Source organism: Curtobacterium sp. NPDC089689 (assembly GCF_044749145.1).
In the GTDB taxonomy this organism is placed as follows: Bacteria; Actinomycetota; Actinomycetes; order Actinomycetales; family Microbacteriaceae; genus Curtobacterium.
This window is the reverse complement of sequence record NZ_JBIVHJ010000001.1, coordinates 800,150-824,186: the sequence shown is the minus strand read 5'-3', so window position 1 is coordinate 824,186 and position 24,037 is coordinate 800,150. Positions and strand designations below refer to the sequence as shown.

Annotated in this window: 25 protein-coding genes; 14 read left to right on the top strand and 11 right to left on the bottom strand. The window is 72.5% G+C overall.

What is annotated here, in order from left to right:
- The first annotated feature begins 7 nt into the window (after positions 1-7).
- Positions 8-1,144: an alpha/beta fold hydrolase gene (locus ACIPYW_RS03920; protein ID WP_400410888.1), complete on the top strand. Its 1,137-nt coding sequence runs from the start codon at positions 8-10 to the stop codon at positions 1,142-1,144.
- A gap of 73 nt (positions 1,145-1,217) precedes the next feature.
- On the opposite strand, the gene ACIPYW_RS03915 is transcribed toward ACIPYW_RS03920, so the two are convergent.
- From ACIPYW_RS03915 to ACIPYW_RS03895, 5 genes are all read right to left on the bottom strand, one after another.
- Positions 1,218-2,411, bottom strand: a complete 1,194-nt coding sequence (locus ACIPYW_RS03915; RefSeq protein ID WP_400410886.1) for an NAD(P)/FAD-dependent oxidoreductase — start codon at positions 2,409-2,411, stop codon at positions 1,218-1,220.
- 9 nt (positions 2,412-2,420) lie between these two features.
- On the bottom strand, positions 2,421-3,221 hold the full coding sequence (locus ACIPYW_RS03910) for an SDR family NAD(P)-dependent oxidoreductase (RefSeq protein ID WP_400410884.1): 801 nt from the start codon (positions 3,219-3,221) through the stop codon (positions 2,421-2,423).
- Positions 3,222-3,236: 15 nt separating this feature from the next.
- The gene (locus ACIPYW_RS03905) at positions 3,237-3,743 is read right to left on the bottom strand and encodes a Dps family protein (protein WP_400410881.1); all 507 of its coding nucleotides are present in this window, start codon (positions 3,741-3,743) and stop codon (positions 3,237-3,239) included.
- A gap of 118 nt (positions 3,744-3,861) precedes the next feature.
- Entirely contained in the window at positions 3,862-4,374 is a 513-nt protein-coding gene (locus tag ACIPYW_RS03900) for a MarR family winged helix-turn-helix transcriptional regulator (protein WP_400410879.1), read from the bottom strand.
- Between the two features lie 226 nt (positions 4,375-4,600).
- Positions 4,601-5,158: an NADPH-dependent FMN reductase gene (locus ACIPYW_RS03895; protein ID WP_400410877.1), complete on the bottom strand. Its 558-nt coding sequence runs from the start codon at positions 5,156-5,158 to the stop codon at positions 4,601-4,603.
- 101 nt (positions 5,159-5,259) lie between these two features.
- On the opposite strand from ACIPYW_RS03895, the gene ACIPYW_RS03890 reads away from it, so the two are divergent.
- The 5 genes from ACIPYW_RS03890 (at position 5,260) to ACIPYW_RS03870 (ending at position 10,448) form a co-directional block, all read left to right on the top strand.
- Positions 5,260-6,945, top strand: coding sequence for an alpha-amylase family glycosyl hydrolase (locus ACIPYW_RS03890; RefSeq protein WP_400410874.1), 1,686 nt, complete (start codon positions 5,260-5,262; stop codon positions 6,943-6,945).
- Positions 6,946-7,083: 138 nt separating this feature from the next.
- Positions 7,084-9,060 carry a hypothetical protein gene (locus ACIPYW_RS03885; protein WP_400410872.1) on the top strand — a complete coding sequence of 659 codons (1,977 nt, stop codon included), beginning with the start codon at positions 7,084-7,086 and terminating at the stop codon, positions 9,058-9,060.
- A gap of 120 nt (positions 9,061-9,180) precedes the next feature.
- Positions 9,181-9,837, top strand: a complete 657-nt coding sequence (locus ACIPYW_RS03880) for a DUF308 domain-containing protein (RefSeq protein ID WP_400410870.1) — start codon at positions 9,181-9,183, stop codon at positions 9,835-9,837.
- A complete protein-coding gene (locus ACIPYW_RS03875; RefSeq protein WP_290133002.1) occupies positions 9,834-10,097 on the top strand; it encodes a hypothetical protein in 264 nt (87 codons plus the stop codon). Before ACIPYW_RS03880 ends, ACIPYW_RS03875 begins: the two co-directional genes overlap by 4 nt.
- A gap of 132 nt (positions 10,098-10,229) precedes the next feature.
- Positions 10,230-10,448 carry a hypothetical protein gene (locus ACIPYW_RS03870; protein ID WP_400410867.1) on the top strand — a complete coding sequence of 73 codons (219 nt, stop codon included), beginning with the start codon at positions 10,230-10,232 and terminating at the stop codon, positions 10,446-10,448.
- A gap of 118 nt (positions 10,449-10,566) precedes the next feature.
- Here the strand turns inward: ACIPYW_RS03870 and ACIPYW_RS03865 are convergent, their stop codons facing one another.
- A complete protein-coding gene (locus ACIPYW_RS03865; protein WP_400410864.1) occupies positions 10,567-11,478 on the bottom strand; it encodes a LysR family transcriptional regulator in 912 nt (303 codons plus the stop codon).
- Between the two features lie 48 nt (positions 11,479-11,526).
- Between ACIPYW_RS03865 and ACIPYW_RS03860 the strand changes: the two genes are divergently transcribed.
- Both ACIPYW_RS03860 and ACIPYW_RS03855 read left to right on the top strand, forming a co-directional pair.
- The gene (locus tag ACIPYW_RS03860; RefSeq protein WP_400410862.1) at positions 11,527-12,789 is read left to right on the top strand and encodes an MFS transporter; all 1,263 of its coding nucleotides are present in this window, start codon (positions 11,527-11,529) and stop codon (positions 12,787-12,789) included.
- A gap of 110 nt (positions 12,790-12,899) precedes the next feature.
- Complete coding sequence (locus ACIPYW_RS03855) at positions 12,900-13,508, top strand: hypothetical protein (protein ID WP_400410860.1); 609 nt, start codon at positions 12,900-12,902, stop codon at positions 13,506-13,508.
- A 32-nt stretch (positions 13,509-13,540) separates the two neighbouring features.
- Here the strand turns inward: ACIPYW_RS03855 and ACIPYW_RS03850 are convergent, their stop codons facing one another.
- Positions 13,541-14,455, bottom strand: coding sequence for a cation diffusion facilitator family transporter (locus tag ACIPYW_RS03850; protein WP_400410857.1), 915 nt, complete (start codon positions 14,453-14,455; stop codon positions 13,541-13,543).
- 46 nt (positions 14,456-14,501) lie between these two features.
- On the opposite strand from ACIPYW_RS03850, the gene ACIPYW_RS03845 reads away from it, so the two are divergent.
- Positions 14,502-15,146, top strand: a complete 645-nt coding sequence (locus ACIPYW_RS03845; protein WP_400410855.1) for a DUF4166 domain-containing protein — start codon at positions 14,502-14,504, stop codon at positions 15,144-15,146.
- Entirely contained in the window at positions 15,146-16,135 is a 990-nt protein-coding gene (locus ACIPYW_RS03840; protein WP_400410854.1) for an epimerase, read from the top strand. The genes ACIPYW_RS03845 and ACIPYW_RS03840 overlap by 1 nt, the downstream gene beginning before the upstream one ends.
- Here the strand turns inward: ACIPYW_RS03840 and ACIPYW_RS03835 are convergent.
- Positions 16,104-17,063 (bottom strand): EamA family transporter, encoded by a 960-nt coding sequence (locus tag ACIPYW_RS03835; RefSeq protein ID WP_400410851.1) that lies wholly within the window; start codon positions 17,061-17,063, stop codon positions 16,104-16,106. The genes ACIPYW_RS03840 and ACIPYW_RS03835 overlap by 32 nt on opposite strands.
- Before the next feature lie 71 nt (positions 17,064-17,134).
- Between ACIPYW_RS03835 and ACIPYW_RS03830 the strand changes: the two genes are divergently transcribed.
- Entirely contained in the window at positions 17,135-18,049 is a 915-nt protein-coding gene (locus ACIPYW_RS03830) for a LysR family transcriptional regulator (RefSeq protein WP_400410849.1), read from the top strand.
- Positions 18,050-18,228: 179 nt separating this feature from the next.
- Here ACIPYW_RS03830 and purB read toward each other — a convergent pair whose 3' ends face one another.
- The 3 genes from purB to ACIPYW_RS03815 form a co-directional block, all read right to left on the bottom strand.
- Complete coding sequence (purB, locus tag ACIPYW_RS03825; protein WP_400410847.1) at positions 18,229-19,614, bottom strand: adenylosuccinate lyase; 1,386 nt, start codon at positions 19,612-19,614, stop codon at positions 18,229-18,231.
- Positions 19,611-20,123 carry a low molecular weight protein-tyrosine-phosphatase gene (locus tag ACIPYW_RS03820; protein ID WP_290132990.1) on the bottom strand — a complete coding sequence of 171 codons (513 nt, stop codon included), beginning with the start codon at positions 20,121-20,123 and terminating at the stop codon, positions 19,611-19,613. Before ACIPYW_RS03820 ends, purB begins: the two co-directional genes overlap by 4 nt.
- Before the next feature lie 173 nt (positions 20,124-20,296).
- Positions 20,297-20,695, bottom strand: a complete 399-nt coding sequence (locus tag ACIPYW_RS03815; RefSeq protein ID WP_400410844.1) for a phage holin family protein — start codon at positions 20,693-20,695, stop codon at positions 20,297-20,299.
- A 50-nt stretch (positions 20,696-20,745) separates the two neighbouring features.
- On the opposite strand from ACIPYW_RS03815, the gene ACIPYW_RS03810 reads away from it, so the two are divergent.
- The 3 genes from ACIPYW_RS03810 to ACIPYW_RS03800 all read left to right on the top strand — a co-directional run bounded on the left by ACIPYW_RS03810 (position 20,746) and on the right by ACIPYW_RS03800 (position 24,031).
- Entirely contained in the window at positions 20,746-21,825 is a 1,080-nt protein-coding gene (locus ACIPYW_RS03810) for a histidinol-phosphate transaminase (RefSeq protein WP_400410842.1), read from the top strand.
- Positions 21,826-21,848: 23 nt separating this feature from the next.
- Positions 21,849-22,982, top strand: a complete 1,134-nt coding sequence (locus ACIPYW_RS03805; protein WP_400410840.1) for a thiamine pyrophosphate-dependent enzyme — start codon at positions 21,849-21,851, stop codon at positions 22,980-22,982.
- 89 nt (positions 22,983-23,071) lie between these two features.
- A complete protein-coding gene (locus ACIPYW_RS03800) occupies positions 23,072-24,031 on the top strand; it encodes an alpha-ketoacid dehydrogenase subunit beta (protein WP_290134158.1) in 960 nt (319 codons plus the stop codon).
- Positions 24,032-24,037: the final 6 nt, after the last annotated feature.

Here is a 24,037-nt window from a genome sequence, read left to right as displayed (position 1 = left end):
AGACACCGTGGACGACGACCGCACGCCGCACGACCGCACCACGCACGCCGCCGACCGCGCTGCCCGCACTCCCGACCGCGCTGCTCACGCACCCGACCCGGCGAGCCGCCTCGCTGAGGCCGAGGACGCCGACGTCACCGTCGAGGTCGACCGCATCGCCGTCGACGGCACCTACGTCCGCGTCAGCTCCATCGGTGAGCCGGGCGACCGCGCCTTCGTGCTCGTCGCCGGACTGGGCATCGCCGCGACGTACTACGAGCGGCTGGCACCGCACCTCAACGAGAACGGTCCGGTGCACGCCCTCGACCTGCCCGGCTTCGCGGGCGTGCCGCACTTCCGCGGCAGGGTGTCGATCGAGCGGTACGCGGACGCCGTCGAACGGGTCATCGACGAGCTCCGGCTCGAGGACCCGGTGCTCGTCGGCCACTCGATGGGCACCCAGGTCGTCACGGAGGTCGCGGCCCGACGTCCGGGCATCTCCGACCTCGTGCTCATCAGCCCGGTCGTCGACTCCCGCGCCCGCACCGTGCGGCAGTCGGCGTTCCGGTTCCTCCGGTCGACGGTGCACGAGCCCGCGGCGGTGCGGTGGCAGGGCATCACCGCGTACGTGCTCTGCGGATGGCACTGGTTCTCGAAGGTGCTGCCGCGGATGATCGCGTTCCCGATCGAGGAGCGCGCCGCCGAGGTGCAGGCCCGGACGCTGATCGTGCGCGGCGAGCACGATGCGATGGTGCCGCGCGACTGGGTCCGCCGTCTCGCGCGGGTGTTCCCGTACGCGGTGCTCCGCGAGGTCGTCGACGGCGCGCACTCGGTCATGCACGCACAGGCGGACGCGGTCGCGCGGCTCGCGGTGGACCACGTCGCCGGGCGCATCCCCGACCGCGGGGTGTCCTCGCTCCAGCGGGTGCGCGACGACTCGACGTCCTCGGACCTCGCCCGGCTGAGCCCCGGGGACGCCTGGCTCCTCGTGAAGTCGCGCTTCATCGAGCTGTTCGGCATGGCGCGGAACGACGACGAGGCGCTCGAGGCCGCGAAGTCCGCGCACGCGGTCGCGATGGCGGACGGGGACGGCGTCCCGGTGGACCCGGCCGACCGACGCGAGGTGGTCGACGAGGTCGCCCCCGAAGCGCGCGACGCGCGCTGACGCCCAACGCGACTGACGGGAGGCGCGGGGCCAGCTGGCACCGCGCCTCCCGTCAGTCAGCCGGTCCGGCCCGTCAGGGCTGGATGCGTCCGATGAGCATGTCCGGCGAGAGCGAGTGGGCGTCGGCGAGCACCTTCCGGGCCTCGTCGGTCTTGTCCCACACGTTCCAGAGGAGGACACCCTTCACGACCTGGTCGTCGTCGAGGTAGTAGACGACGCCGGTCACGGTCGGCTCGCGCCAGTCCTCGACGGTGTGGAGTGACGAGGTGACCTGCCCCACGGCCTCGTAGCCCATGTCGAACACGTCCGAGTAGAACATCGGTGTGTGGTCGTAGGTCTCGTCGGCGTCCGCGAGGTTCCGCCCGGCCTGTCGGCCCTGCTGCTGCGCGTTGTCGACGTGCTCCACGCGGCGGGTGCCGAGGATGCGGTCCGGGTACTCGGCCACGTCGCCTGCGGCGAAGATCGACTCGTCGTCGGTCCGGAGCGTCGAGGACACGACGATGCCGTCGCGTACGGTGAGGCCGGCGTCGGCGGCGAGCTGCGTGACCGGCTCGATGCCGAGCCCGACGACGACCGCCTCGGCCTCGACCGTCGTCCCGTCGTCGAGCGTGAGCACGACGCCGTCGGCGGTCTGGGTGCCCGACTCGACGCGGCGACCCAGGCGGAGGTCCACCCCGGCGTCGACGAACCGCTGCTGGAACGCCCGGGCGAGGTCGTCAGGGAACATCCGTCCGCCCACGACCTCGTCGGGGTCCACGAACGTGACCTCCGCCCCGTTCTGCGAGATGCCCGCCGTGATCTCGGTGCCGATGTAGCCACCACCGACGACGACCACGTGCGCGCCGGCGTCCGCGAACTCCCGGAGCTTCCGGTAGTCGGCGGCGCTCCGGTAGTCGAGCACGCGGTCCGAGGGCTCGAGTCCGTCGAGTCCTCGTGGCTTGCCGCCGGTCGCGATGAGCAGTCGCTCGTAACCGTGGGTGTCGCCCTGGTCGGTCGTGACGGTCTTCGCGTCCCGGTCGATCGACGTCACCCGGGTGCCGAGCACGAACGTGGCGCCGGTCTCCTCGGTGTGGAGGTCGACCTTCTCGTCCCAGCTGAACTCGGGATCGGTCCACAGCTTCTTCGAGAGCGCCGGCCGGGCGTAGGGCCGGTCGACGTCCTCGCTGATGATCCCGATCGACCCGTCGGCGTCGAGTTCGCGGATGCCGCGCGCAGCGGAGTCCGCGACCATCCCGCCGCCGACGATGAGGTACCGGAAGTCGGTCATGTCGTGCTCCTAGATCGTGGCGACCGAGCCGGAGTCGACCCGGTAGTTCGCGCCGTTGACGAAGCTCGCGAGGTCGGAGCAGAGGAACGCGACGACGTTCGCGACCTCCTCCGGTTCCCCACGGCGTCCGAGTTCCATGTACGGGCGTTCCTCGTCGAGGAACGACGAGACGGCCTCGTCGAACGACGTCCCGAGTTCCTTCGACCGCTTGTCCATCATCGCGTCGGTCATCGGCGTGTGGATGAACGCCGGGCTGACGCAGTTCACGAGCAGGCCCTCGGACGCGTAGCTGCGCGAGAGGCCCTTCGCGAACGAGAGGACGCCGGCCTTCGCAGCGCAGTACGGCAGTTCGTCGTCGTACGGCTGCGAGGCGTCCTCGGACACCAGGTAGACGATGCGACCCCAGCCGCCGTTCCGCAGGTCGGAGATGAACTCGCGCGTGATCCGCACCGGCCCCATGAGGTCGATGTCGATCGTGTCGAGCCAGCCCTGCTCGTCGATCTCGTGGAACAGCCCCTGGGCGCCGGTGACGCCCGAGGACTGCACGAGGATGTCGATCTCGCCCACGGCCTCGCGCACCCGGTCGTGCAGGGCGGCGAGGCTGTCGGCCTTCGTCACGTCCGCGGCGAAGGCGAACAGTTTGCCGTTCGGCGCCTCGAGCTGGTCGGCGCTGGTGTCCAGGCGGCCCTGGTCGAGGTCGGTGACGACGACCGTCGCGCCCTCGGCGAGGAGGATACGAGCCGTGTTCCAGCCGATCCCCGAATCCCCGCCGAAGACGAGCGCGGTCTTGCCCCGGATGCCGAGGTCCACGTGGCCCCCGGCGTCCTAGGAGTGCGCCGAGGCGTCGGCGACCGCGGGCGTCGTCGCGGAGGCGAGCGGCGTGCTCGGCGCGCGGTTCTCGGCAGAGACCATCCACGCGAGCTGCTCGAGGCGCTCGATGAAGCCGTGGAGCAGGTCCGCGGTGGTCGGGTCCTCCTCGTCGACCTCGTCGTGCACGTCGCGCATGGTGCCGGTCGCCTGGTAGAGGCGCAGCGTGACCTGGTCGATCGCGTCGTGCGTCGTGATCTCGCCCTCGGGGAACTGGTCGAGGTGGCTCGTCGCGGCGACGGTCGAGGACCGCCCGTCCGGCACGGCGTACAGCGCGCGCATGCGCTCGGCGGTGTCGTCCGCGAACTCGCGCGCGGCGTCGACGATCTCGTCGAGCTGCAGGTGGAGGTCACGGAAGTTCGTGCCCAGGATGTTCCAGTGGGCCTGCTTGCCCTGGAGGTGCAGGTCGATGAGGTCCACGAGGACCGCCTGGAGGTTCTTGGCGAGCTTGTCCGATGCGTGCATGATCGGCTCCTTCCACGTCGGTGACCACTCCGGTCTACGCGGAGTCGCCTCAGTGCTCCCTGGCCGTCCGTCCCCCGGGCGCGCTCGCCGGACGCGCGGCACGCTCAGCGTGCGGGCCTCAGTGCGCGGGGACGGGGTCGACGTGGTCGACGGCCTCGCGCATGTCCTCGAGGAAGCGCGCCACGACGCGGGCGTCGTCGGCGGGCAGGCCCTCGGCGATCGCCATCATGCGGCGGTGCATCACACCGAGCGTGGCGCGGACCTCGTCGTCGGTCTCCGTGGTCGGCACGATCACGAGGGCCCGACGGTCGGTCGGGTGCGGCTCGCGGCGGACGTGGTTCGACTTCACCAGCCGGTCGATGAGGATCGTCGTCGAGGCCGAGGAGATCTTGAGGTACGCCGCCAGGTCCTTCGGGCTGACCTGCCGACCGGAGCGCTGCGCCTGGAGCAGGAACCGGACCGCGAGCAGGTCGGTCTCACCCATGCCCATGGAGTCGCGGGTGCGGCGACGCATCGCGGTCTCGGCGGAGCGGTAGCGGCGCAGGGCGTTGAGGACGGCGACGCCGCGCTGCGTCGCGTCGTCGTCGGGGAACCAGTACCCGGACGCCTCGGTGATCTCCTGCGTGGACATGCGGGACAGCGTAACCCGCCTGCTTACCAGGGTGTCTAGCGAATCCGCGGGTGGGGGACAGGCGCATGCGTGCGCACGCTGTGCAGGAGACGGCCTGGAGCGCGCCCCGCTCAGGAGCGACGCGAAGCGTCGCGCGGGGCGCGCCGACCGAGCCTGCGAGGGAGGGGTGCGGGCCGGCACCGCGCCTCCGGGCTGCAGACGGTCGCGTCGGGGCGACCCGCGATCGCTACGCGGCGACCGGCTCCGCGGCGGTCGCTGCGAGCGCGCGCAGCGCGCCCTGCACGAGCGAGACGACCTCGTCGTCCTCCTTCGGGTGCGTCTCGGCGAACCGGACGACCGACTGCGGGATCGCGACCTTGACGTCCTCGAGGACCCTCGCGCCGGCGATGCCGGCGACCTTGCGGGCGTCGTCGTGCGCCCAGACCCCGCCGTACTGCCCGAACGCCGAACCGATCACGGCGAGCGGCTTGCCGGAGATGGGCGAGGCGCCGAACGGACGCGAGGCCCAGTCGAGCGCGTTCTTCAGCACGGCCGGGATCGAGCCGTTGTACTCGGGCGTGACGAGGAGCACGCCGTCGGACGCGGCGAGGGCCTCGCGGAACGCGACGGCGGCGGCGGGCGGGGTCTCGCCGTCGATGTCCTCGTTGTAGAAGGGCAGGTCGGTGATCGCGTCGTACGTGGAGAGCTCGACGCCCTTGGGAGCGTGCTGCTCCGCTGCCTCGGCGAGCTTGCGGTTGATGGAGCCGGCGCGGAGGCTGCCGACCAGGACCAGGACGTTCGTCATCAGCGTTCCCTTGTTCGTTGACGGAAAGGTGTCACGTACAACCAATCAGGTCGCCGGGGCCGCTATTCCCGTGCGCAGCCGGCGTCGGTATCGTCGGCCGCGTGAGCACCCCGAGGACGCCCGCCAGCACGCCCCGCACCCCCGATGCCGACTGGTGGCGTGACGCCGTCGTCTACCAGGTCTACCCGCGGAGCTTCGCCGACGCGGACGGCGACGGACTCGGGGACGTCGCGGGGATCGCCTCGCGGGTGCCGTACCTCGCCTCGCTCGGCGTGGACGCGGTGTGGCTCTCGCCGTTCTTCCCGTCGCCGCTCGCCGACGGCGGCTACGACGTGGCCGACCACCGGGCGGTCGACCCGAGACTCGGGACGCTCGACGACTTCGACGCGTTCCTCCGTGCCGCGCACGAGCACGACCTCCGCGTGATCGTCGACATCGTGCCGAACCACACCTCTTCGGCGCACGCGTGGTTCGAGGCAGCGCTCGCCGCGTCGCCCGGTTCCCCGGAACGTGCTCGGTACGTCTTCCGTGAGGGCGCGGGGGAGTCCGGCGAACTCCCGCCGAGCGACTGGGTGTCGAACTTCGGTGGCAGCGCGTGGACGCGCGTGCCGGACGGGCAGTGGTACCTGCACCTGTTCGCGCCGGAGCAGCCCGACCCCGACTGGTCGAACCCCGAGGTGCGGGCCGACTTCGAGGAGACGCTGCGGTTCTGGGCGGACCGCGGGGTGGACGGGTTCCGTGTCGACGTCGCCCACGGCCTCGCGAAGGACCTCTCCACGCCGTACCGACCGTCGAACGAGCAGGCGTTGCCGCTCGACGGCTCCGACCCGCTGTACGACCGCGACGAGGTGCACGCGATCTTCGAGGGGTGGCGCCGCGTGCTCGACGAGTACGACCCGCCGCGGGCCGCCGTCGCCGAGGCGTGGGCCCCGGCGCCGCGTCGCGTGCTCTACGCCCGGCCGACCGAGCTCGGACAGGCGTTCAACTTCGACCTGCTCGAGGCCCCGTTCGACGCCGAGGTGTTCCGGACGATCATCTCGCGGAACATCGCGGCGGCGGAGGAGTCCGGTGCGTCCTCGACGTGGGTGCTGTCGAACCACGACGTCGTCCGGCACGCCACCCGCTACGGCCTGCCCGAGGGGACCGACACCGACGCCTGGCTCATGACCGACGGCACGACCCCGGCGCTCGACCGGGAGCGCGGACTCCGGCGGGCACGGGCCGCGACGGTGCTCCTGCTCGCCCTGCCCGGTTCGACGTACGTGTACCAGGGCGAGGAGCTCGGGCTGCACGAAGCGCCCGCGATCCCCCACGACGAACTCCAGGACCCGAAGTGGATCCGGACCGGGCACACCGTGAAGGGCCGCGACGGCTGCCGTGTGCCCATCCCCTGGACCACGTCGGGGCCGTCGTTCGGGTTCGGTGCCGTGGCGCCGCACCTGCCGCAGCCGGAGGACTTCGGGGCGAGTTCGGTGGAGGCCGAGGACGGCGAACCCGACTCGACGCTGAGCCTGTACCGTGCAGCGCTCTCGGAGCGGGGTCGACTGCAGCGCGGCGAGGAGCTGACGTGGGTCGACGGTGCGACGGCGTCCGCGGCTTCGGTCGCGTCCGGGTCGGCGGCTGCGTCCGTCGTCGCGTTCGACCGGCACGATGGGTGGCGGTGCGTCATGAACTTCGGGACGGAACCGGTGCCGCTGCCCGCGGGTCGGGTCCTGCTCGCGTCCGGGCCCCTGGTCGACGGGGTGCTCCCCGGTGAGACGACGGTCTGGGTGGCTCCGGCCCGCTGACCGCCGGTCGTGTGCGTCCGTCAGGCTCCTGCGGTCGCGCGCATCGCGGTTCCTGCACAGGTAGTGCGTTGACGACGTCCGTCCACGGAACGGGCGACCCGCCCGCGGTGCCCGTGTCCTGCTCGCGACGATCGGGCCATGACAGAACCCAGCACCACCAGGTCCCGGATCCTCCGACGGTTGGCGGGTACGGCGAGCGTGTGCACCGCCCTCGCCGTGCTCGCCGCCCCAGCCCTGACCGCGTCGTCCTCCACCGCGGTCGAACTCGGCTTCCCGTACGTCCACGACTTCACCTCGCCGGCCGGCGGTGAGCTCCACGGTGACGCGTCGATCACCGGAGGGCGGCTCCGGCTGACCGAGGACGTCCAACGGCAGGCCGACGCGTGGTCGACGAACGACACGTTCCCCTCCGACACCGGACTCGAGATCGAGTTCACGTACACGATGCACACCGACGAGGACGACCCCGGCGCCGACGGTCTCCTGCTCTTCCTCGCCGACGGCGCCGCTCCCCAGGGCGTCGGGTCGTTCGGCGCCGGCCTCGGCTACACCTGCCGGGTCGAGGCGACCGAGGGTGGGAGCACCACCCTCCCGTGCGACCTCCCGGGTGTCCCCGGGGGCTTCGCCGCCGTGGCGCTCGACCACTACGGCAACTTCTCCGCTCCGATCGGCGGCTCCGGCCCCGGCGCACGACCGCAGCACGTGGTCATCCGCGGCTCCGGGAACGGCACCACGGGCTACCGGCACATCGCGGCCGCCCCGGCTCCTGGTGGTGTGCTCGCCTCCGGGGACGACCCGCGACGCGTCCGGATCACGCTCCTGCCGAGCGACGACGGCGAGCTCACCATGACGGTCCGACTCCAGGACGGTGCAGCCATGCACACCGTCCTCGCCGACGTCCCGCTGCACGGCGACGGTCAGGCATCGCTGCCGCCGACCCTCCGGCTGGGCTTCTCCGCCGCGACCGGCAGCCACGTGAACGTCCACGAGGTCGAGGAGTTCCGCGTCTGGAAGCCTGCCGACCTCGCCGTCGAGCAGGACCTGCCCGCGCAACTGGCTCCCGGCGCAGCGGTCGAGTACACCGCGACCGCGCGGAACATCGGTGTGAACACGAGCGCGCCGAGCGCGTTCGCCGTGGACGTCCCGGACGAGCTGCAGGACGTCACCTGGCGGTGCGCCGGGGCAGACGGTGCCGCGTGCGGAACGGAATCCGGCACCGGCGACGTGGGTACCGACCTCGACCTGCCCCGGGGCTCCGCCGCGGCGGTCACGATCAGCGCCACGGTGGCCGAGCAGGCCGCGGGGACGCTGGAGAGCACCGCGACGATCGCCGCCGCGCCCTCCGTGTCGGACGTCGACGAGTCCGACAACACCTCACGCGCGACGGCGACCGTGGACGACGTCGCACCGGTCGCCCACGTCGAGACGGACAAGCGCGTGGCCCCGGCCGACGGCGTCGAGCCCGGCGACGAGGTCGAGTACACCGTGACGGCCCGCAACCGGGGTCCTGCCGTCGCCGAGGACGTCGGCGCCGTGGACGTCCTCCCCGGACCGCTGCGCTTCACCGGCTCCCCTGACGACTGCACCGCCGAGGGGCAGACGGTCACGTGCCACTCAGGACGCTCGCTCGCGGCGGGGGAGACCACCGCGTTCCGCATCCGGGCCGAGCTCGACCCGGACTACCGCGGCGACGGCTCCGACATCCCGAACGTTGCGACGGCCACGTCACCGACCGACCCCGACGGCGGTGACGAGTCGGAGGAGGTGGTCATCGGGGTCGTCGATCCGGACGGCCCGGAGCCGTCCGTGTCACCGCACCCGTCGGTCTCGCCGGAGCCCACCGGCACGCCGGCCGACGGTGACGGCCGACCCGGTACCGATCGATCGCCCGTCGCGGCGCCGGACGGATCCGGCGCTCGTCGCGGTGGACCGACGGCGCTCGCGTACACGGGTGCTACCGACCTCGCGGTGGTCGCGGCGCTCGCCGGGGTCGTGCTCGCCGCCGGAGGAGCCTGCTGGTGGCTCGCACGGCGGCGGCACCGCCTCGTGACCGACGCCACCGACCGGGTCCCGGCGCCCGGTGTCGGATCCGGGTCGGACGTCGATCCGGTCTGACCGGGCGCGGCCGCCCGACCGGGTTCGAGCATCCTCAGCGCGGACGCCCGGCCCCGGTCGGGCGTCCACCGCGCCGGCGGTAGGATCGACCGTACGATCCGCATGCCTGAAAGAGGTCCTGTGTCCGACTCCGTGGACGACGTCTCCACCGTGGACGACGCCACCCGTCGCGCACGGTACTGGCCGATCCCGGTCCTCCGGGCCGTCCCCGCTGCGGTCGTCGCGCTCGTGATCACCTTCTCCTCGAACCACGCCGCCGGCTACGGTCTGCTGCTGTTCGGCGGGTACGCGGTGGTGGAGGGCATCGTGCTGGCCGCCGGCTCGCGTCGGCTCGACGGCGACGGGCGCGCTCGCCGGTCGACCCTCGCGCAGGCGGTCATCGCGGTCCTCTGCGGGATCGCCGCGCTGGTCCTCAACGGTGGCGGTCTCCCCGCGTTCATCACGATCGTCGTGGCGTTCGCGGTCCTCACCGGCGCGCTCGAGCTCACACAGGGACTGCGCGCCCGCGGCCGGTCTCCGTTCGCCCGCGACTGGACGACCGTCGGCGGCCTGACCCTGCTGCTCGCCATCGCGTTCCTCGTGACCCCGCCCGACTACTCGAAGCAGCTCGGCGGCATCGACGAGGCCCAGGGCACCCTCGACGCGCCGATCATCCTGGTCGGCCTGCTCGGCGCCTACCTCGCCGTCACGGCGGTCTTCCACGTGATCGCCGGACTCTCGCACAAGTGGGGCACGGCCGCTCCGGCAGCCGCCCCGGACGGAGCACCACACGCATGACCACCCCCAGCCGCCGCGACCGTCTGCGCCCGGCCGAACTCCTCGGCATCTCGGCGATCATCGCCGTGTTCGTCGCGCTGGTGGTCCTCATCTCCACCCGTGAGCCCCACCTCGCCGTCATCTTCCTCGGTGTCGCGTTCATCGTGGTCGTCGTCGTGCTCGCGATGCTCCAGCTGGCCTCCACCAGCGACCAGGACGACAACGACATGCTCGGCGGACACAAGACCCCGGGCGAGAGCGACGGCGACGACTTCCACTGACCGCAGGCGTCCGGCCCCGTCCTGGGTCGTGACCGGTCCGTCCCGACACGCCCGGACGCTCGACCCCGACACTGCGCTGTCATGACCGTGGGTCCTGCCGCCACTCCTGGTCGAAGGACGTGGGATGCGGACGTGGAGGTCAGCACCGAGACGGACGAACAACGCGCCCGGGCGATCGGGCACGGCGACCAGCAGGCGCTCGCGAGGGCGTTCGACCGGTACGCGGCCATGCTTCTCTGCACCGTCACGCCGGGCTCGGACAGCGGCGCAGCGATCGCCGGGACGCTCTTCACCCGCGGCGACCTGACCGTCGCCATCGAACAAGCCGACTTCCCGATCCGGGGGGACTGACGGCCTGGAGGCGCGTGGCGGCACCGCGCCGTCTTCCCTCGCAGGCTCGGTCAGCGCGGCACGCGCAACGCTGGCGCGTTGCCACCGAGCGTGCCGCGCCAGTCCGTCGGTCGGGTGACTACCCGACGCGTGCCGCGACGATGTCGCGGGCCAGCGTCTGCGTCGCGCGGTTCGGCTCCGGGGCGGTGCGCATCGCGAGGCCGATCCGCAGCGGCGGAACGTCGTCCTCGAGTTCGAGCACCGCGCCCTCGTGCCGCACCCCCGAGTCCGGCACCACCCCGACCCCGAGGCCGGCGGCCGCGAACCGGACGACCGCCGGCATGTCGTTCATCTCCGCGACGATCCGGCGCCGGATACCGCGCTGCTCGAGCGCCTGGTCGAGGATCACCCGGTTGCCGAACCCGTGCGCCGTGTCGACGAACGGTTCGTCCGCGAGCTCCGCGAGTGACACCGACGCCCGACCGGCGAGGGGGTGGTCCGGCGCCGTGAACACCCGGAACGGCAACTCCCGCAGCGGCTCGACGACGACACCACTCGGCGGGTTCGGCAGGCCGGAGTACGCGAGGTCGATCCGCCCCGCGACGAGGTCCTGCACGAGTCCGGTCGTCCCCGACGGGGACGTCATCAACTCCACCGCGACGAGCGGGTGCCGCTGCCGGAACCGCCGCAGCACCCCCGTGAGGTCCACGATGTCCATGCTCGTGAAGATCCCGAGCCGCACCCGTCCGCGCAGGTCGGCGTCGTCCACCGTCGCGAGGTCGCGCATCCGGTCGAGGGACTCCAGCACGGCCCGGGCGTGCGGCAGCAGGTCCTCGCCCGCGGTCGTGAGCACGAGGGTGCGGCCGGTGCGCTCGAACAGCCGGACGCCGAGCGACCGTTCGAGCGACGCGAGGCCGGCGGACACCGTCGACTGCGCTGCCCAGAGGCGTTCGGCCGCCCGGGTCACGCCACCCTCGTCGGCCACGGCGACGAACTGTTCGAGCAGGCGGGTCTCCATGACCCGATCATCGACCAGATCGATGGTGATCATCAAGAGCATCCGTTGGACTCGATGCTCGAAGCGGCAGAGGATCGGACCATGTCAGTCATCGAGCACAGCACGGGATCCGTCCGGACGACCCGGGTCGCCCCCGCCCCGCGCGGTCGGCGGGCCCACACGCGACGTCGACACGGCGCCGGCTTCTGGGCCGTCGCGTTCGCCTTCCTCTCGGTGATGGCCTTCGCGACCGTCCCGGCGCCCCTGTACGTCATCTACCAGGCACGGGACGGCTTCCCGACGATCACGACGACCGTGGTGTTCGCGGCGTACGGCGTGGGCGTCGTCGGCTCCCTCTGGCTCGCCGGGCACCTCAGCGACGTCCACGGGCGGAAGCCGCTCGTCCTCGTGTCGATCGCGCTCGAACTCCTCGCGGCGGTGCTCTTCCTGGTGTGGAACGACGTCACCGGGCTGGTGGTCGCACGGCTGGTGACCGGCCTCGGCGTCGGTACCCTGACGGCGACGGCGACCGCGCACCTCGGCGAGCTGCGGGTCCGGGCGACCGGCTCCGAGGCGTCCGCGAAGGGTGCGAGCGTCGCCGCCGGAGCCGTCAACCTCGGTGGGCTGTCCCTCGGTGCCCTCGTCGGTGGCGCGCTGGCCGAGTTCGTCGGACAGCCCCTCATGGTCCCGTACGTCGTCTTCGTCGTCGCGCTGACGATCGCCTTCGTCGTCGTGCTCGTCGCGCCCGAGACCGTCGACCGCCAGGCGTCGCGGGTGCCGTACCGCCCGCAGCGCCTGCAGGCCCCCGAGGGCAAGGGTTCTGCGTTCTGGGCAGCCGGCACGGGAGCGTTCGCAGCGCTCGCCGTCCAGGGCCTCTTCACCTCGGTCGCGCCGACGTTCCTCGCCACCACGTTCCACGTGACCGACCGGCTCGCGGCGGGCGCGACCACGTTCGGGGTGTTCGCCGCGAGCGCCCTGAGCCAGCTCGTGTTCGCCCGGCTCTCGCAACGCGGGCAGATCCGGCTCGGCGTCGTGCTCCTCGTCGGCGGGCTCGCGGTGCTGGCCGTGGCCGCCGTGCTCCTGCAGGTCGGGGGCTTCATCGGCGGCGGGATCGTCGCGGGTGCGGGCGTCGGGCTGCTCTTCCGGGCGTCGATCGCCAGCGCGGGTGCCCTCGTGGGTCCGGAGCGTCGGGGCGGGGTGCTCGCGGCCACGTTCCTCATCGCGTACGCGGGCCTCACCGTCCCGGTGGTCGCGGTCGGCGCAGCACTGCTGGTGCTCCCGACGATCGTCGTGCTCGTCGGGTACGTGGTGCTCGTGGCCGTGCTCGCGGTGTTCGCCGGGCAGCGGCTCGCGGCGAGGGCGTAGTCGACACGACCCGCGACACGGGCCCGGCCGACGCGGAACGCCCGCAGGTCGGCAGTCCGGCGAGGCCGACCCGGCCTGGAGGCGCGGTGCCGGTCCGGCATACTGTCCGCATGTCCCAGAAGCGTCGCCGGTCCGTCATCACCGGTGTCGCCGCCGTGGTCGCCGCCGGACTCCTCGCGGGCGGGCTCGCGCTCACCGCGGAGCGCGGCGTCGACGAGCCGGTCCTGGACGGAGGCGCCGCGTCCGGCGGTCCGTCGACCCCGGGGGCCACGCTGCCGAGCGACGGCGTCGTGGTCATCACGCGCGACGGTCCCGACCTGCCCGGAGCGGACGTCCTCGACCGGTGCGAGACCGACGGCCGACAGGTCGTGGCGCAGTACGACACCGACGCCCTCGGCCGCGTCGTCCTCCAGTGCGGCAACTCCGGGCAGGGCTACGAGCACATCCGGGCCCGGCACGACCAGGACTGGACCGACGTCCTCGGCGGGCGGGGTTCGCGCGACTGGGACGACGCCATGCTCACCGCGGTCCGGACAGCGCTGACGACCCCGCGCTCGGGCTACCCGCAGGACGCCGGCGACGGCAAGGTCTGCTTCGCCGCGCCGGTGTCGTTCGACGACGGGTCACGCCCCGAGCGCGAGCCCTTCGTCAAGGTGATCGTCTCCGCGACGACGGACCGCGTCATCACCGCCTACCCGACCCGCACCGACGGCTGCTGACCCGCACGTCCCGCCCCGCCCGGGTGTGCGGGCTAGGCGTGGACCTCGTGCTCGTGCCGGCGGTGGGACGCGGGCTCGAGCTGGAACGTCGAGTGCTCCACGGGGACGTCGAAGTGCTGCGCCACGCACTGCTGCAGCTCGTCGAGGATGCGCGGCGCGTGGGCGGTCGAGAAGCAGTGGTCGTCCACCACGACGTGCGCGGTGAGGTTCGGCACACCCGTCGCGACGAGGGTGGCGTGCAGGTCGTGGACCGCGATGACGTGGTCGAGCTCGAGGATGTGGCCGCGGACGGCGTCGAGGTCGAGCCCCGGCGGCGTCGACTCGAGCAGCACGTTCGCGGTCTCGCGCAGCAGCCGCAGCGCCCGCGGCAGGATGAGCAGCCCGATCAGGATCGCCGCCACCGAGTCCGCGCGCTCCCACCCGGTGACCATGAGCACGACCGCCGCGAGGATGACCGCGACCGAGCCGAGGGTGTCGTTCAGCACCTCGAGCCGGGCGGCCCGTGAGGTGAAGCCCTCGCCCGACGCCCGGAGCAGCACCGCGTAGGCCACGAGGTTGCCGACGAGCCCCACCACGCCGAAGACGAGGAGCGGACCCGAGTGGATCTCCGCCGGGACGAACAGCCGCTGGACGGCGGAGATGATCACGAAGACACCGACCGCGAGCAGGATGGCAGCCTGGGCCGTGGCGCCGAGCACCTCGGCACGCTGGTACCCCCACGTGCGCTGCGCCGTCGGGCTCCGGCGGGCGAGCCGCGTCGCCACGAGCCCGATGCCGATCCCGCCCGTGTCGACGACCATGTGCCCGGCGTCGACGAGCAGCGCCAGGGACCCGGTGACCACGGCGCCGACCACCTCGGCGAGGAGGATGCCCGCCGAGATGCAGAACGCGACGAGCAGGGCACGCTCCGAGGCGTGTCCGTGCGTGTGCCCGTGGTCGTGTCCCATGTCGACATCGTAGGAGCCGCGACCGACGGCGTGCCAGGATCGGGGCGTGGTCCGGTCGCCGTACGAACTGAGCACGCCCGCTGACGTCCTGGCCGGGCTGCACCCACGACTCCGCACCTACTTCGGCGCGGTGCCACCGGGTCACGTGGGCCGGGGCACGGGGGTGTTCGACGTCGTCGGCACGCCACGGCGGTGGCTCTGGCCGGTGCTCGCCTGGTTCGCCCGCGACGCGGTGATGTTCCCAGTGTGGGAGCACGACGTGCCGTTCACCGTGGAGAACCGGCCGGTGCGCGTCGGGCGCGGACGAGGGGCAGACGGGCACGTCGCGGTCCGGGCTCACCGGACGTTCCGCTTCCGCACCGGCGACCGCACGATGGTGGACGCGATCACCGCCGGCCCCGACGGCCTCGTCGACCACCTCGGGCGCCGCGGGCGCGTCAGCGCACGACTCCGGGCGGAGGTCGACGCGGGTGCCCTGCGCCTGGTCTCCACGCACGTGTCGTTCCGGGCGCTGGGACGCGAGTGGTGCCTCCCGGCGGTGATCGCTCCACGTGTGACGCTCGTCGAACGATTCGATGACGATGCGGGCCTCCAGCGCGTGTCCCTGGCGCTCCGTGCGCCGTTCGTCGGCACGCTGTACCGGTACGAGGGGGCGTTCCGTTACTCCGTCGTGCCGGAAGGAGGACGCTGATGGCAGCACCGGGACCGGAGCCGAAGCCCCGGGTGGTCGTCGCAGGAGCGAGCGGCTTCGTGGGGCAGTACCTCCGTCGCGCGTTCGCGGACGAGGGGTACGAGGTCGTCACCGTCGGACGGACCGGCGACGCCGTGTGGGGCAACACCCTCCGGATCCGTGAGCTCGTCGACGGCGCAGCGATGGTCGTCAACATGGCGGGCAAGAGCGTCAACTGTCGGTACGGGCGACGGAACCGTCGGGAGATCCTGCGCTCCCGGGTGGAGACGACGCTCGAGCTCGCCGAGGCGATCCGCACGAGCGAGCACCCGCCGCCGCTGTGGGTGAACGCCTCGACCGCGACGATCTACCGGCACGCCGACGACCGCCCGCAGGACGAGCACACCGGGGAGCTCGGCGAGGGGTTCTCGGTCGGCATCGCGACGGCGTGGGAGCAGGCGTTCTTCGGGGCCGACCTGCCGTCCACTCGGCGGGTCGCACTCCGGATGGCGATCGTGTTCGGCGACGGGAGCGCCCTCGTACCGCTGCTCCGACTGGCCCAGGCCGGGCTCGGCGGCCCGCAGTACGACGGCGCGTGGTTCCCGACCCCGGCACGGCTCCGTGCGGGCACGTACCACGAACACCGGCGCACCCGGGGACGGCAGAAGTTCTCGTGGGTGCACATCGACGACGTCCTCGGCGCGATCCGCTTCGTCCGAGACCGCCAGGACATCGAGGGACCGGTCAACGTGTCCAGCCCGAACCCGTCGGACAACCGGACGGTGATGGCGACGATCCGGGACGCTGTCGGACGCCGCATCGGACTCCCGACGACGCGGTGGATGCTCGAGCTCGGGTCGTTCGCGATCCGCACCGAGACCGAGCTCGTCCTGAAGAGCCGGTGGGTGGTGCCGACGCGGCTCCTCGAGGCGGGCTACGAGTTCCGGTACCCGGAGCTGCGGGGGGCCCTCGCCGGGATCATCGCGGAGCGTCGGCAGCACCGGGGGTGAACGCCGGAGCCGCCGCGCCAGCGGCGGCCGGCCCGTCCGCTGCCGGAGCACCCGGCAGCGCCCGTGCCGCCGGCCGCGACGACCACAGCACCGCCCCGACGACGACCGCCCCCGCCACGATCTCGACCGCGTCCGGTACCTCCCCGAACGCCACCCACGACGCGAGCACCCCGATCACCGGCACGAGCATCGAGAACGGCGCCACCGTGCTCGACGGGTACGTCGCCAGGAGCCGGGACCAGATGCCGTACCCGACGAGCGTCGCCACGAGCACGATGTAGAGCAGCCCGAGGTCGGCGGGCAGGGCCGCGGGCGTGAACACGGTGCCGAGCGCCCGCCCGATGCGCGCCGGCCCCTCGACCGTCAGCGACAGCACGGCCATCGGCACGGGCGGCACGATCGACCACCACAGCGTCAGGTGCAGCGGGTTCGACGCCCCCGCCCGCCGGGTCGCGACGTTGCCGATCGCCCACCCGAGCGCCCCGCACAGCGCGAGCACGACGGGCAGCAGCGCCGCCGCCTGCGCCCGGTGCACGGCGATCGCGGCGAGTGCGCACACCGCCACCGTCACCCCGATGACCTGCCGTCCGGTGAGTCGCTCGCGGAGGAACACCCCCGCGAGCACCACGGTGAACGGCGCCGACGCCTGGAGCACGAGCGATGCGAGCCCCGACGGCATCCCCGACGCCATGCTCAGGTACAGGAACGCGAACTGCAGCACGCCGAGCCCCAGCCCGACGAGCAGGAGCCGTCCGAACGGGATGCGCGGGCGCGGCACGAACAGCACGGTCGGCACCGCGAGGAGCGTGAACCGCAGCGCCGCGAGCAGGAACGGCGGGAAGTGGTCGAGGGCCAGCGCGGTGGCGGGGAAGTTCAGTCCCCAGGCCACGGTGACGACGACGGCGAGGAGACGATCACGGGCGAGCACCCTCCAACCATGGCCACCGAGAAGCTGTAGCACCAGCGAACAGTTCGACACCGAGGTTGTAGTTTCCCTGCATGGTCGACTTCGACGTGCAGCTCCTCGCCGTCCTCCGGGAGCTCGCCGAGCGCGGCAGCGTCACCGCCGTCGCCGAGGCCACCCACCGCACGCCGAGCGCTGTCTCGCAGCAGCTCCGCACCCTGCAGCGGCAGGTCGGGACACCGCTCGTCGAGCGCAGCGGCCGCGGTGTCCGCCTCACCGAGGACGGGCGGGTGCTCGCCGGACTCGCCGCCGGCATCGCCACCGCGGTCGCCGAGGTCGACGCAGCCTGGCGCGACCACGTCGGCGGAGCCGTCGGCCGGGTGGACCTCGCGATCTTCCCGTCGGCCGCGGAGCTCCTGCTGCCGGGCCTCCTCACCCGGATGCGCGAGCACCCCGGCATCGCGCTCGTCCTGGTCGACGTGGACGTCAGCGAGGACGAGTTCGGCCCGCTCGCCGCCGACCACGACGTCGTCGTCGGGCACCGGCCGGACGGGGCGCCACCGGCGGGTCGGTCCGGCCTCGAGACCGTTCCGCTCCTCCGGGAACCGCTCGACGTCGCGTTCCCGCCCGACCACCCGCTCGCCGGACGTCGACGGGTCGGGATCGACGACGTCGTGGGGGAGACCTGGATCGGTGTCCCGGAGGACTACCCGATCGATCGCGTGCTCACCGCGCTCGCCGCGGCGACGGACACCCCGCCGAGCGTCGCGTTCCGGACCATCCACCTGCCGGTGATCGAGAACCTCGTGGCCGCCGGACACGGCATCGCGCTCGTGCCGCGGTACACGTCGGGCACGCGCGCTGCCGGACGGTTCCACCTGGCGGAGCTCGCGGACGTCCGAGCGGGACGGCGCATCGATGCGCTCGTCCGTCCGGACCGTGCGGTCCGTCCCGGCGTGCGCACCGTCCTGGAGGCACTGGTCGCCGAAGCACGGGACGTCACCACCTGAGGGGGTGACGGCCGCGGCGGGGCCGACCCGTGCCTCGCCCCACCGGCACGGCCTGCCCACCGCTGGCGCGTCGGTCAGGAACCGGCGGCGTGGGCCCAGGTCGGCGGGTCAGCGCACGACCGCCCCGGACGCCGACGGCCGCCTCCGCAGATCGCGGAGACGGCCGTCGGACTCGGAGGTCACACGTCCAGGTGGTCGACCAGCTCGTCCGCCAGCCCGGTGTAGGTGGCGGGCGTGAGGTTCGTCAGCCGGGCCTTCGCGCCGTCCGAGATGTCGAGGCCGTTCACGAACGCGACGAGGTCCGCCTGCCCGATGCGCTTGCCGCGGGTGAGCTCCTTGAGCATCGCGTAGGGGTCCTCGATGTTCGACTGCCCGGCCGTGACCTCGGCGCGGATGACCGTCTGGATCGCCTCGCCGAGCACCTCCCAGTTGCCGTCGAGGTCCTCCGCGAGCCGCGACTCGTTCACGGCGATCTCGGACAGCCCGCGGCGCAGGTTGTCGAGCGCGAGCAGCGAGTGCCCGAACGCGACGCCGATGTTCCGCTGCGTGGTCGAGTCCGTCAGGTCGCGCTGCAGCCGGCTCGTGACCAGCGTCTCGGACAGCGTGGAGAACAGCGCGGACGAGATCTCGAGGTTCGCCTCGGCGTTCTCGAACCGGATCGGGTTGATCTTGTGCGGCATCGTCGACGAACCCGTCGCACCGGCGACCGGGATCTGCGTGAAGTACCCCATCGAGATGTAGGTCCACACGTCGGTCGCGAGGTTGTGCAGGATGCGGTTCGCGTGCCGGACGCGGTCGTACAGCTCCGCCTGCCAGTCGTGCGACTCGATCTGCGTCGTCAGCGGGTTCCACGTCAGGCCGAGGCCCTCGACGAACTCGCGCGACAGCGTCGGCCAGTCGGCCTCGGGGTCCGCGGCGAGGTGCGCCGAGAACGTGCCGGTCGCGCCGCTGAACTTGCCGAGGTACTCGGTCGCCTCGACCTGGCCGAGGACGCGCTCGAGGCGGTACACGACCACCGCGAGCTCCTTGCCGAGCGTGGTCGGGGTGGCCGGCTGGCCGTGCGTGTGCGACAGCATCGGCACGGCCTTGAGGTCCTCGGCCATCGTGCGGAGCGCCGCGATGACGGCCTTGAACGCCGGGAGCCAGACCTGGTCGACGGTGTCGCGGACGGTGAGGGCGTACGACAGGTTGTTGACGTCCTCGCTCGTGCACGCGAAGTGCGTCAGCTCGGCGATCGCGTCGAGCCCGAGCTCCGAGAGACGACGACGGACGAAGTACTCGACCGCCTTGACGTCGTGCCGGGTCGTGGCCTCGATCTCGCCGAGCTCCGCGATCTGCTCCTGCCCGAACGTCTCCGCGACGCGGCGGAGCGCGGCCTTGTCGTCGACGCTGAGCGGCGACGTGGTGAACATCGCGTGGTCGGTCAGGAAGACCAACCACTCGACCTCGACGACGATGCGTGCGCGGTTGAGGCCGGCCTCGGAGAGGTGCTCGCCCACCGTGTGCACGATCGGGTAGTACCGCCCGTCGAGCGGGCTGATCGGCTGCGGGGGAAGGGGGGTCATGGGGCTCCCTGACGGACTGCCGGCTCGAGCTGTCGGAAGAGCGCCCGGCAGGCCCGCTCGACGGTCGAGAGCACTCGGTCGAACTCGTGCCGGTCCGCGTAGTACGGGTCCGGTACGTCGGTCTGCTGGGGCCAGGCGTCGTCGTACCGCAGGAGGAGCGTCACCTTCGCGGCGTCGTCCATGGTCGGTGCCCACGAGCGCAGGACGCGTTCGTGGGAGCGGTCGAGTGCGACCACCAGGTCGAGGTCCGGGAACCGGTCCGGGTCGAACTGGCGGGCGCGATGCCTGCTGCCATCGTATCCGCGCGCGGCGAGGGCCGCGATCGTGCGCTCGTCCGCGGGCTCGCCGACGTGCCAGTCGCCGGTGCCGGCGGACTCGACGACGAAGCGGTCGCTCAGCCCGGCGTCGGCGGCGAGCTGGGCGAAGACGATGCCGGCCATGGGGGAGCGGCAGATGTTGCCGCTGCAGACGAACGAGACGCGGAACGGGGCGTCGGCGTCCTGTGTCATGGGGACATCATGGCGCAGTGCGGTGACGTCGGCGACACCCGTGATCCGGCCGGGAGGCACGGTGCGGGTCACCGGGGCGGGTGCGGCCGGGCGGTCGGTCGGTTCCGGCGCGTGCGCGCTCACGCGCCGGCGCGGTGCGGTCCGGTACCCCGGCGGCACGGGCGCCGGCGCGCTCACGCCCGCTGGCGGCTCAGCACCGGCCGGACGAAGAGGCCGATCAGCCAGGCGAACACGGCCAGCACGAAGGCGCCGACGATGCCCCAGCCGAACGACTCGACCTGCAGGCCGAAGCCGATGGCGGTCGAGATGCCGGCGACGATGAGCAGGAGCACCGCGTTCACGACGAGCGAGATGAGCCCGAGGGTCAGGATGTAGAGCGGGAACGCGACGACCCGGATGATCGTGCCGATCACGGCGTTCACGAGACCGAACACGAACGCGACGAGCAGGTAGGTGAGGACGGTCGCGGTCGTGCCGCCGTCCCCGAACGCGGTCACGGAGACGCCGCTCACGAGGAGGGTGGTGAGCCAGAGCGCGAGGGCGTTGACGACGAGGCGGACGAGGAATCGCATGCGCCCATGATGCCGTCGTGCAGCCGCGAGGGTGCCGCTAACCTGCTGTGATGAGCGACGAGCGCGTCCACATCCGCCCCGACATCGCGGTGCTCCCCGCCTACAAGCAGGGTCGACAGGCCGCGGCCGACGCCTTCAAGCTCTCCAGCAACGAGAACCCCTTCCCGCCGCTCCCCGGTGTCGTGCAGGCGGTCCAGGCGCAGACGGCGTTCAACCGCTACCCCGACGCCACCGCCCTCGCCGTCCGCGCCGAGCTCGCGCGCCGCTTCGACGTCACCGCCGACGAGGTCCACGTCGCACCGGGGAGCGTCGCGATCCTGCACGAGCTCGCGAAGGCCACGAGCGGCCCCGGCGACGAGGTCGTGTACGCGTGGCGGTCCTTCGAGGCGTACCCCGGAGTCGTCACGGTGGCGGGGGCGACGAGCGTGCAGGTGCCGAACCGGGCGGACGGCGGGCACGACCTCGACGCGATGGCGGCCGCCGTGACGGAGCGCACGCGCATGGTCATCGTCTGCACGCCGAACAACCCCACGGGGCCCATCGTCACCGCGGACGAGTTCGAGCGCTTCATGGCCTCGGTGCCCTCGACCGTGCTGGTCGTCCTCGACGAGGCCTACGCCGAGTTCGTCACCGACCCGTCGGCGGTCCGCGGCGGCGCGCTCGTCGGCCGGTTCCCGAACCTCGTCGTCCTGCGCACGTTCTCGAAGGCGTACGGACTCGCCGGCCTCCGGGTCGGGTACGCGATCGGGCCGCAGTACGTGCTCGACGCCGTCCGTGCGTGTGCGATCCCGCTGTCGGTGACGGCACAGGGCCAGGCCGCGGCGCTCGCGAGCCTCGAGCGCGAGGACGAACTGCTCGAGCGCGTCGCCGAACTCGCGGCCAGCCGGGACCGCATCGTCGCGGCGCTCCGGGAGCAGGGCTGGCCGGTACCGGACGCCCAGGGCAACTTCGTGTGGCTGCCGACCGGTGCCGGGACCGCCGCCGCGGCCGAGGCGTTCGAGGCCGCGGGCATCATCGTCCGGGCCTTCCCGCCCGAGGGGATCCGCATCTCGATCGGCGAGCACGAGGCTGTGGGAACGCTCCTCGAAACGGCGCGGTCGCTTGTGGGGGACCTCACATCGGCACGTTGAGCGCTGCCGCTACGCTGGCCCGCATGTCATTCCGCGCCGCGGCCCCCGCGACGACCACCGTCCGGCTCCTCGACCCCGAGGGTCGGTTCGTGGAGACCGACGAGAACGCCGAGTTCGCCGCCGCAGCGCGGGCGATCCCGGACGAGACCCTGCTGGCGATGCACCGCCGCATGGTCCTCACCCGTCGGTTCGACCACGCCGGTCACAACCTCCAGCGCACCGGGCAGCTCGGCCTCTGGGTACCGAGCCACGGGCAGGAAGCCGCGCAGACCGGCTCCGTGTTCGCGCTCCGCGCCCAGGACCACGTCTTCCCGTCGTACCGCGAGCACGCCGTCACCACCGAGCGTGGTGTCGAGCCGATGGAGATCATCGCGATGTACCGCGGCCAGACCCACGGCGGCTGGGACCCGGACGAGCGCGGCAACACGCACATCTCGACGCTCGTGATCGGCTCGCAGACGCTCCACGCCACCGGCTACGCCCTCGGCCAGAAGCTCGACGGCGTGGTCGGCACGGGCGACCCCGACGTCGACGCATGCTCCATCGTGTACTTCGGTGACGGCGCGACCAGCCAGGGCGACGTGAACGAGGCGTTCGTCTTCGCCTCGTCGACGAAGGCCCCGGTCGTGTTCTTCCTGCAGAACAACCACTGGGCGATCTCGGTCCCGGTCACGGTGCAGTCGCCGACCCCGCTCGTCGACCGCCCGCGGGGCTTCGGCATCCCGAGCGTCCTCATCGACGGCAACGACATCCTCGCGTCCTACACGGCGTCCGTCGTCGCGACCGAGCACGCCCGGAGCGGGCAGGGTCCGGCCTTCATCGAGGCCGACACCTACCGCATCGGCGCCCACACCAGCTCGGACGACCCGAGCCGGTACCGCGCCGACGGCGAGCTCGAGGACTGGGTGCGCCGCGACCCGATCGTCCGCTCCGAGGCGTACCTCCGCTCGAAGGGCGCGACCGACGAGCAGTTCGCGGCGTTCGACGCCGAGGGCGAGGACCTCGCTGCCGACGTCCGCCGCCGGACGGTCGAGCTCACCGCGCCGCCCGTCCACGTCATGTTCGACCACGTCTACCGCGAGCCGCACCCGCTCGTCACCGAGCAGAAGGCCTGGCTCGAACAGTACGAAGCCGGCTTCGAGGGGAGCGCCCACTGATGAGCACCACCGAGCAGCTCTTCGACTACACGCTCCGCGCCCACCCCGGCGCCGGCGAGGTCCCGAGCGACCCCACCCCGACCCTGACGATGGCCAAGGCGCTCAACGCCGGGCTCGCCGCCGCGATGCAGGCCGACGACAAGGTCCTGCTCATGGGCGAGGACATCGGCCAGCTCGGCGGTGTCTTCCGCATCACCGAGGGCCTGCAGGACCGCTTCGGACCCGAGCGCGTGCGCGACACCCCGCTCGCCGAGTCCGGGATCATCGGCACCGCGATCGGTCTCGCCCTGCGCGGCTACCGGCCCGTGGTCGAGATCCAGTTCGACGGCTTCGTGTGGCCCGGCTTCGACCAGATCACCTCGCAGCTGGCGAAGATGCAGAACCGGCTGCCGGCGCACATGTCGCTCCCGGTCGTCATCCGCATCCCCTACGGCGGCCACATCGGTGCCGTGGAGCACCACCAGGAGTCCCCGGAGGCGTACTTCGCCCACACCGCGGGCTTGCGGGTCGTGAGCCCGAGCACCCCGAACGACGCCTACTGGATGATCCAAGAGGCAGTGGCGTCGAAGGACCCGGTCGTCTTCCTCGAGCCGAAGTCCCGGTACTGGCCGAAGGGGCAGGTCGACCTCGTCGACGGCCACGTGCCGATGCACACCACGCGTGTCGCCCGCACCGGCACCGAGGTCACCCTCGTCGGCCACGGCGCCATGGTCGCGACGCTCATGCAGGCCGCGGAGATCGCCGAGTCCGAGGGCACGAGCTGCGAGGTCGTGGACCTCCGGTCGATCTCCCCGATCGACTGGGAGCCGCTGCTCGCCTCGGTCGCGAAGACCGGCCGACTCGTCGTCGCGCAAGAGGCCTCCGGCTTCGTCAGCGTCGGCAGCGAGATCGCGGCGACGGTCGCCGAGCGGGCGTTCTACACGCTGCAGGCCCCGCCGCTCCGGGTCTCCGGCTTCGACGTGCCGTTCCCGGTGTCGAAGCTCGAGCACCTGCACCTCCCGGACGCCGACCGCGTCCTCGAGGCCGTCGACCGCGCCCTCGCGTACTGACCCCCG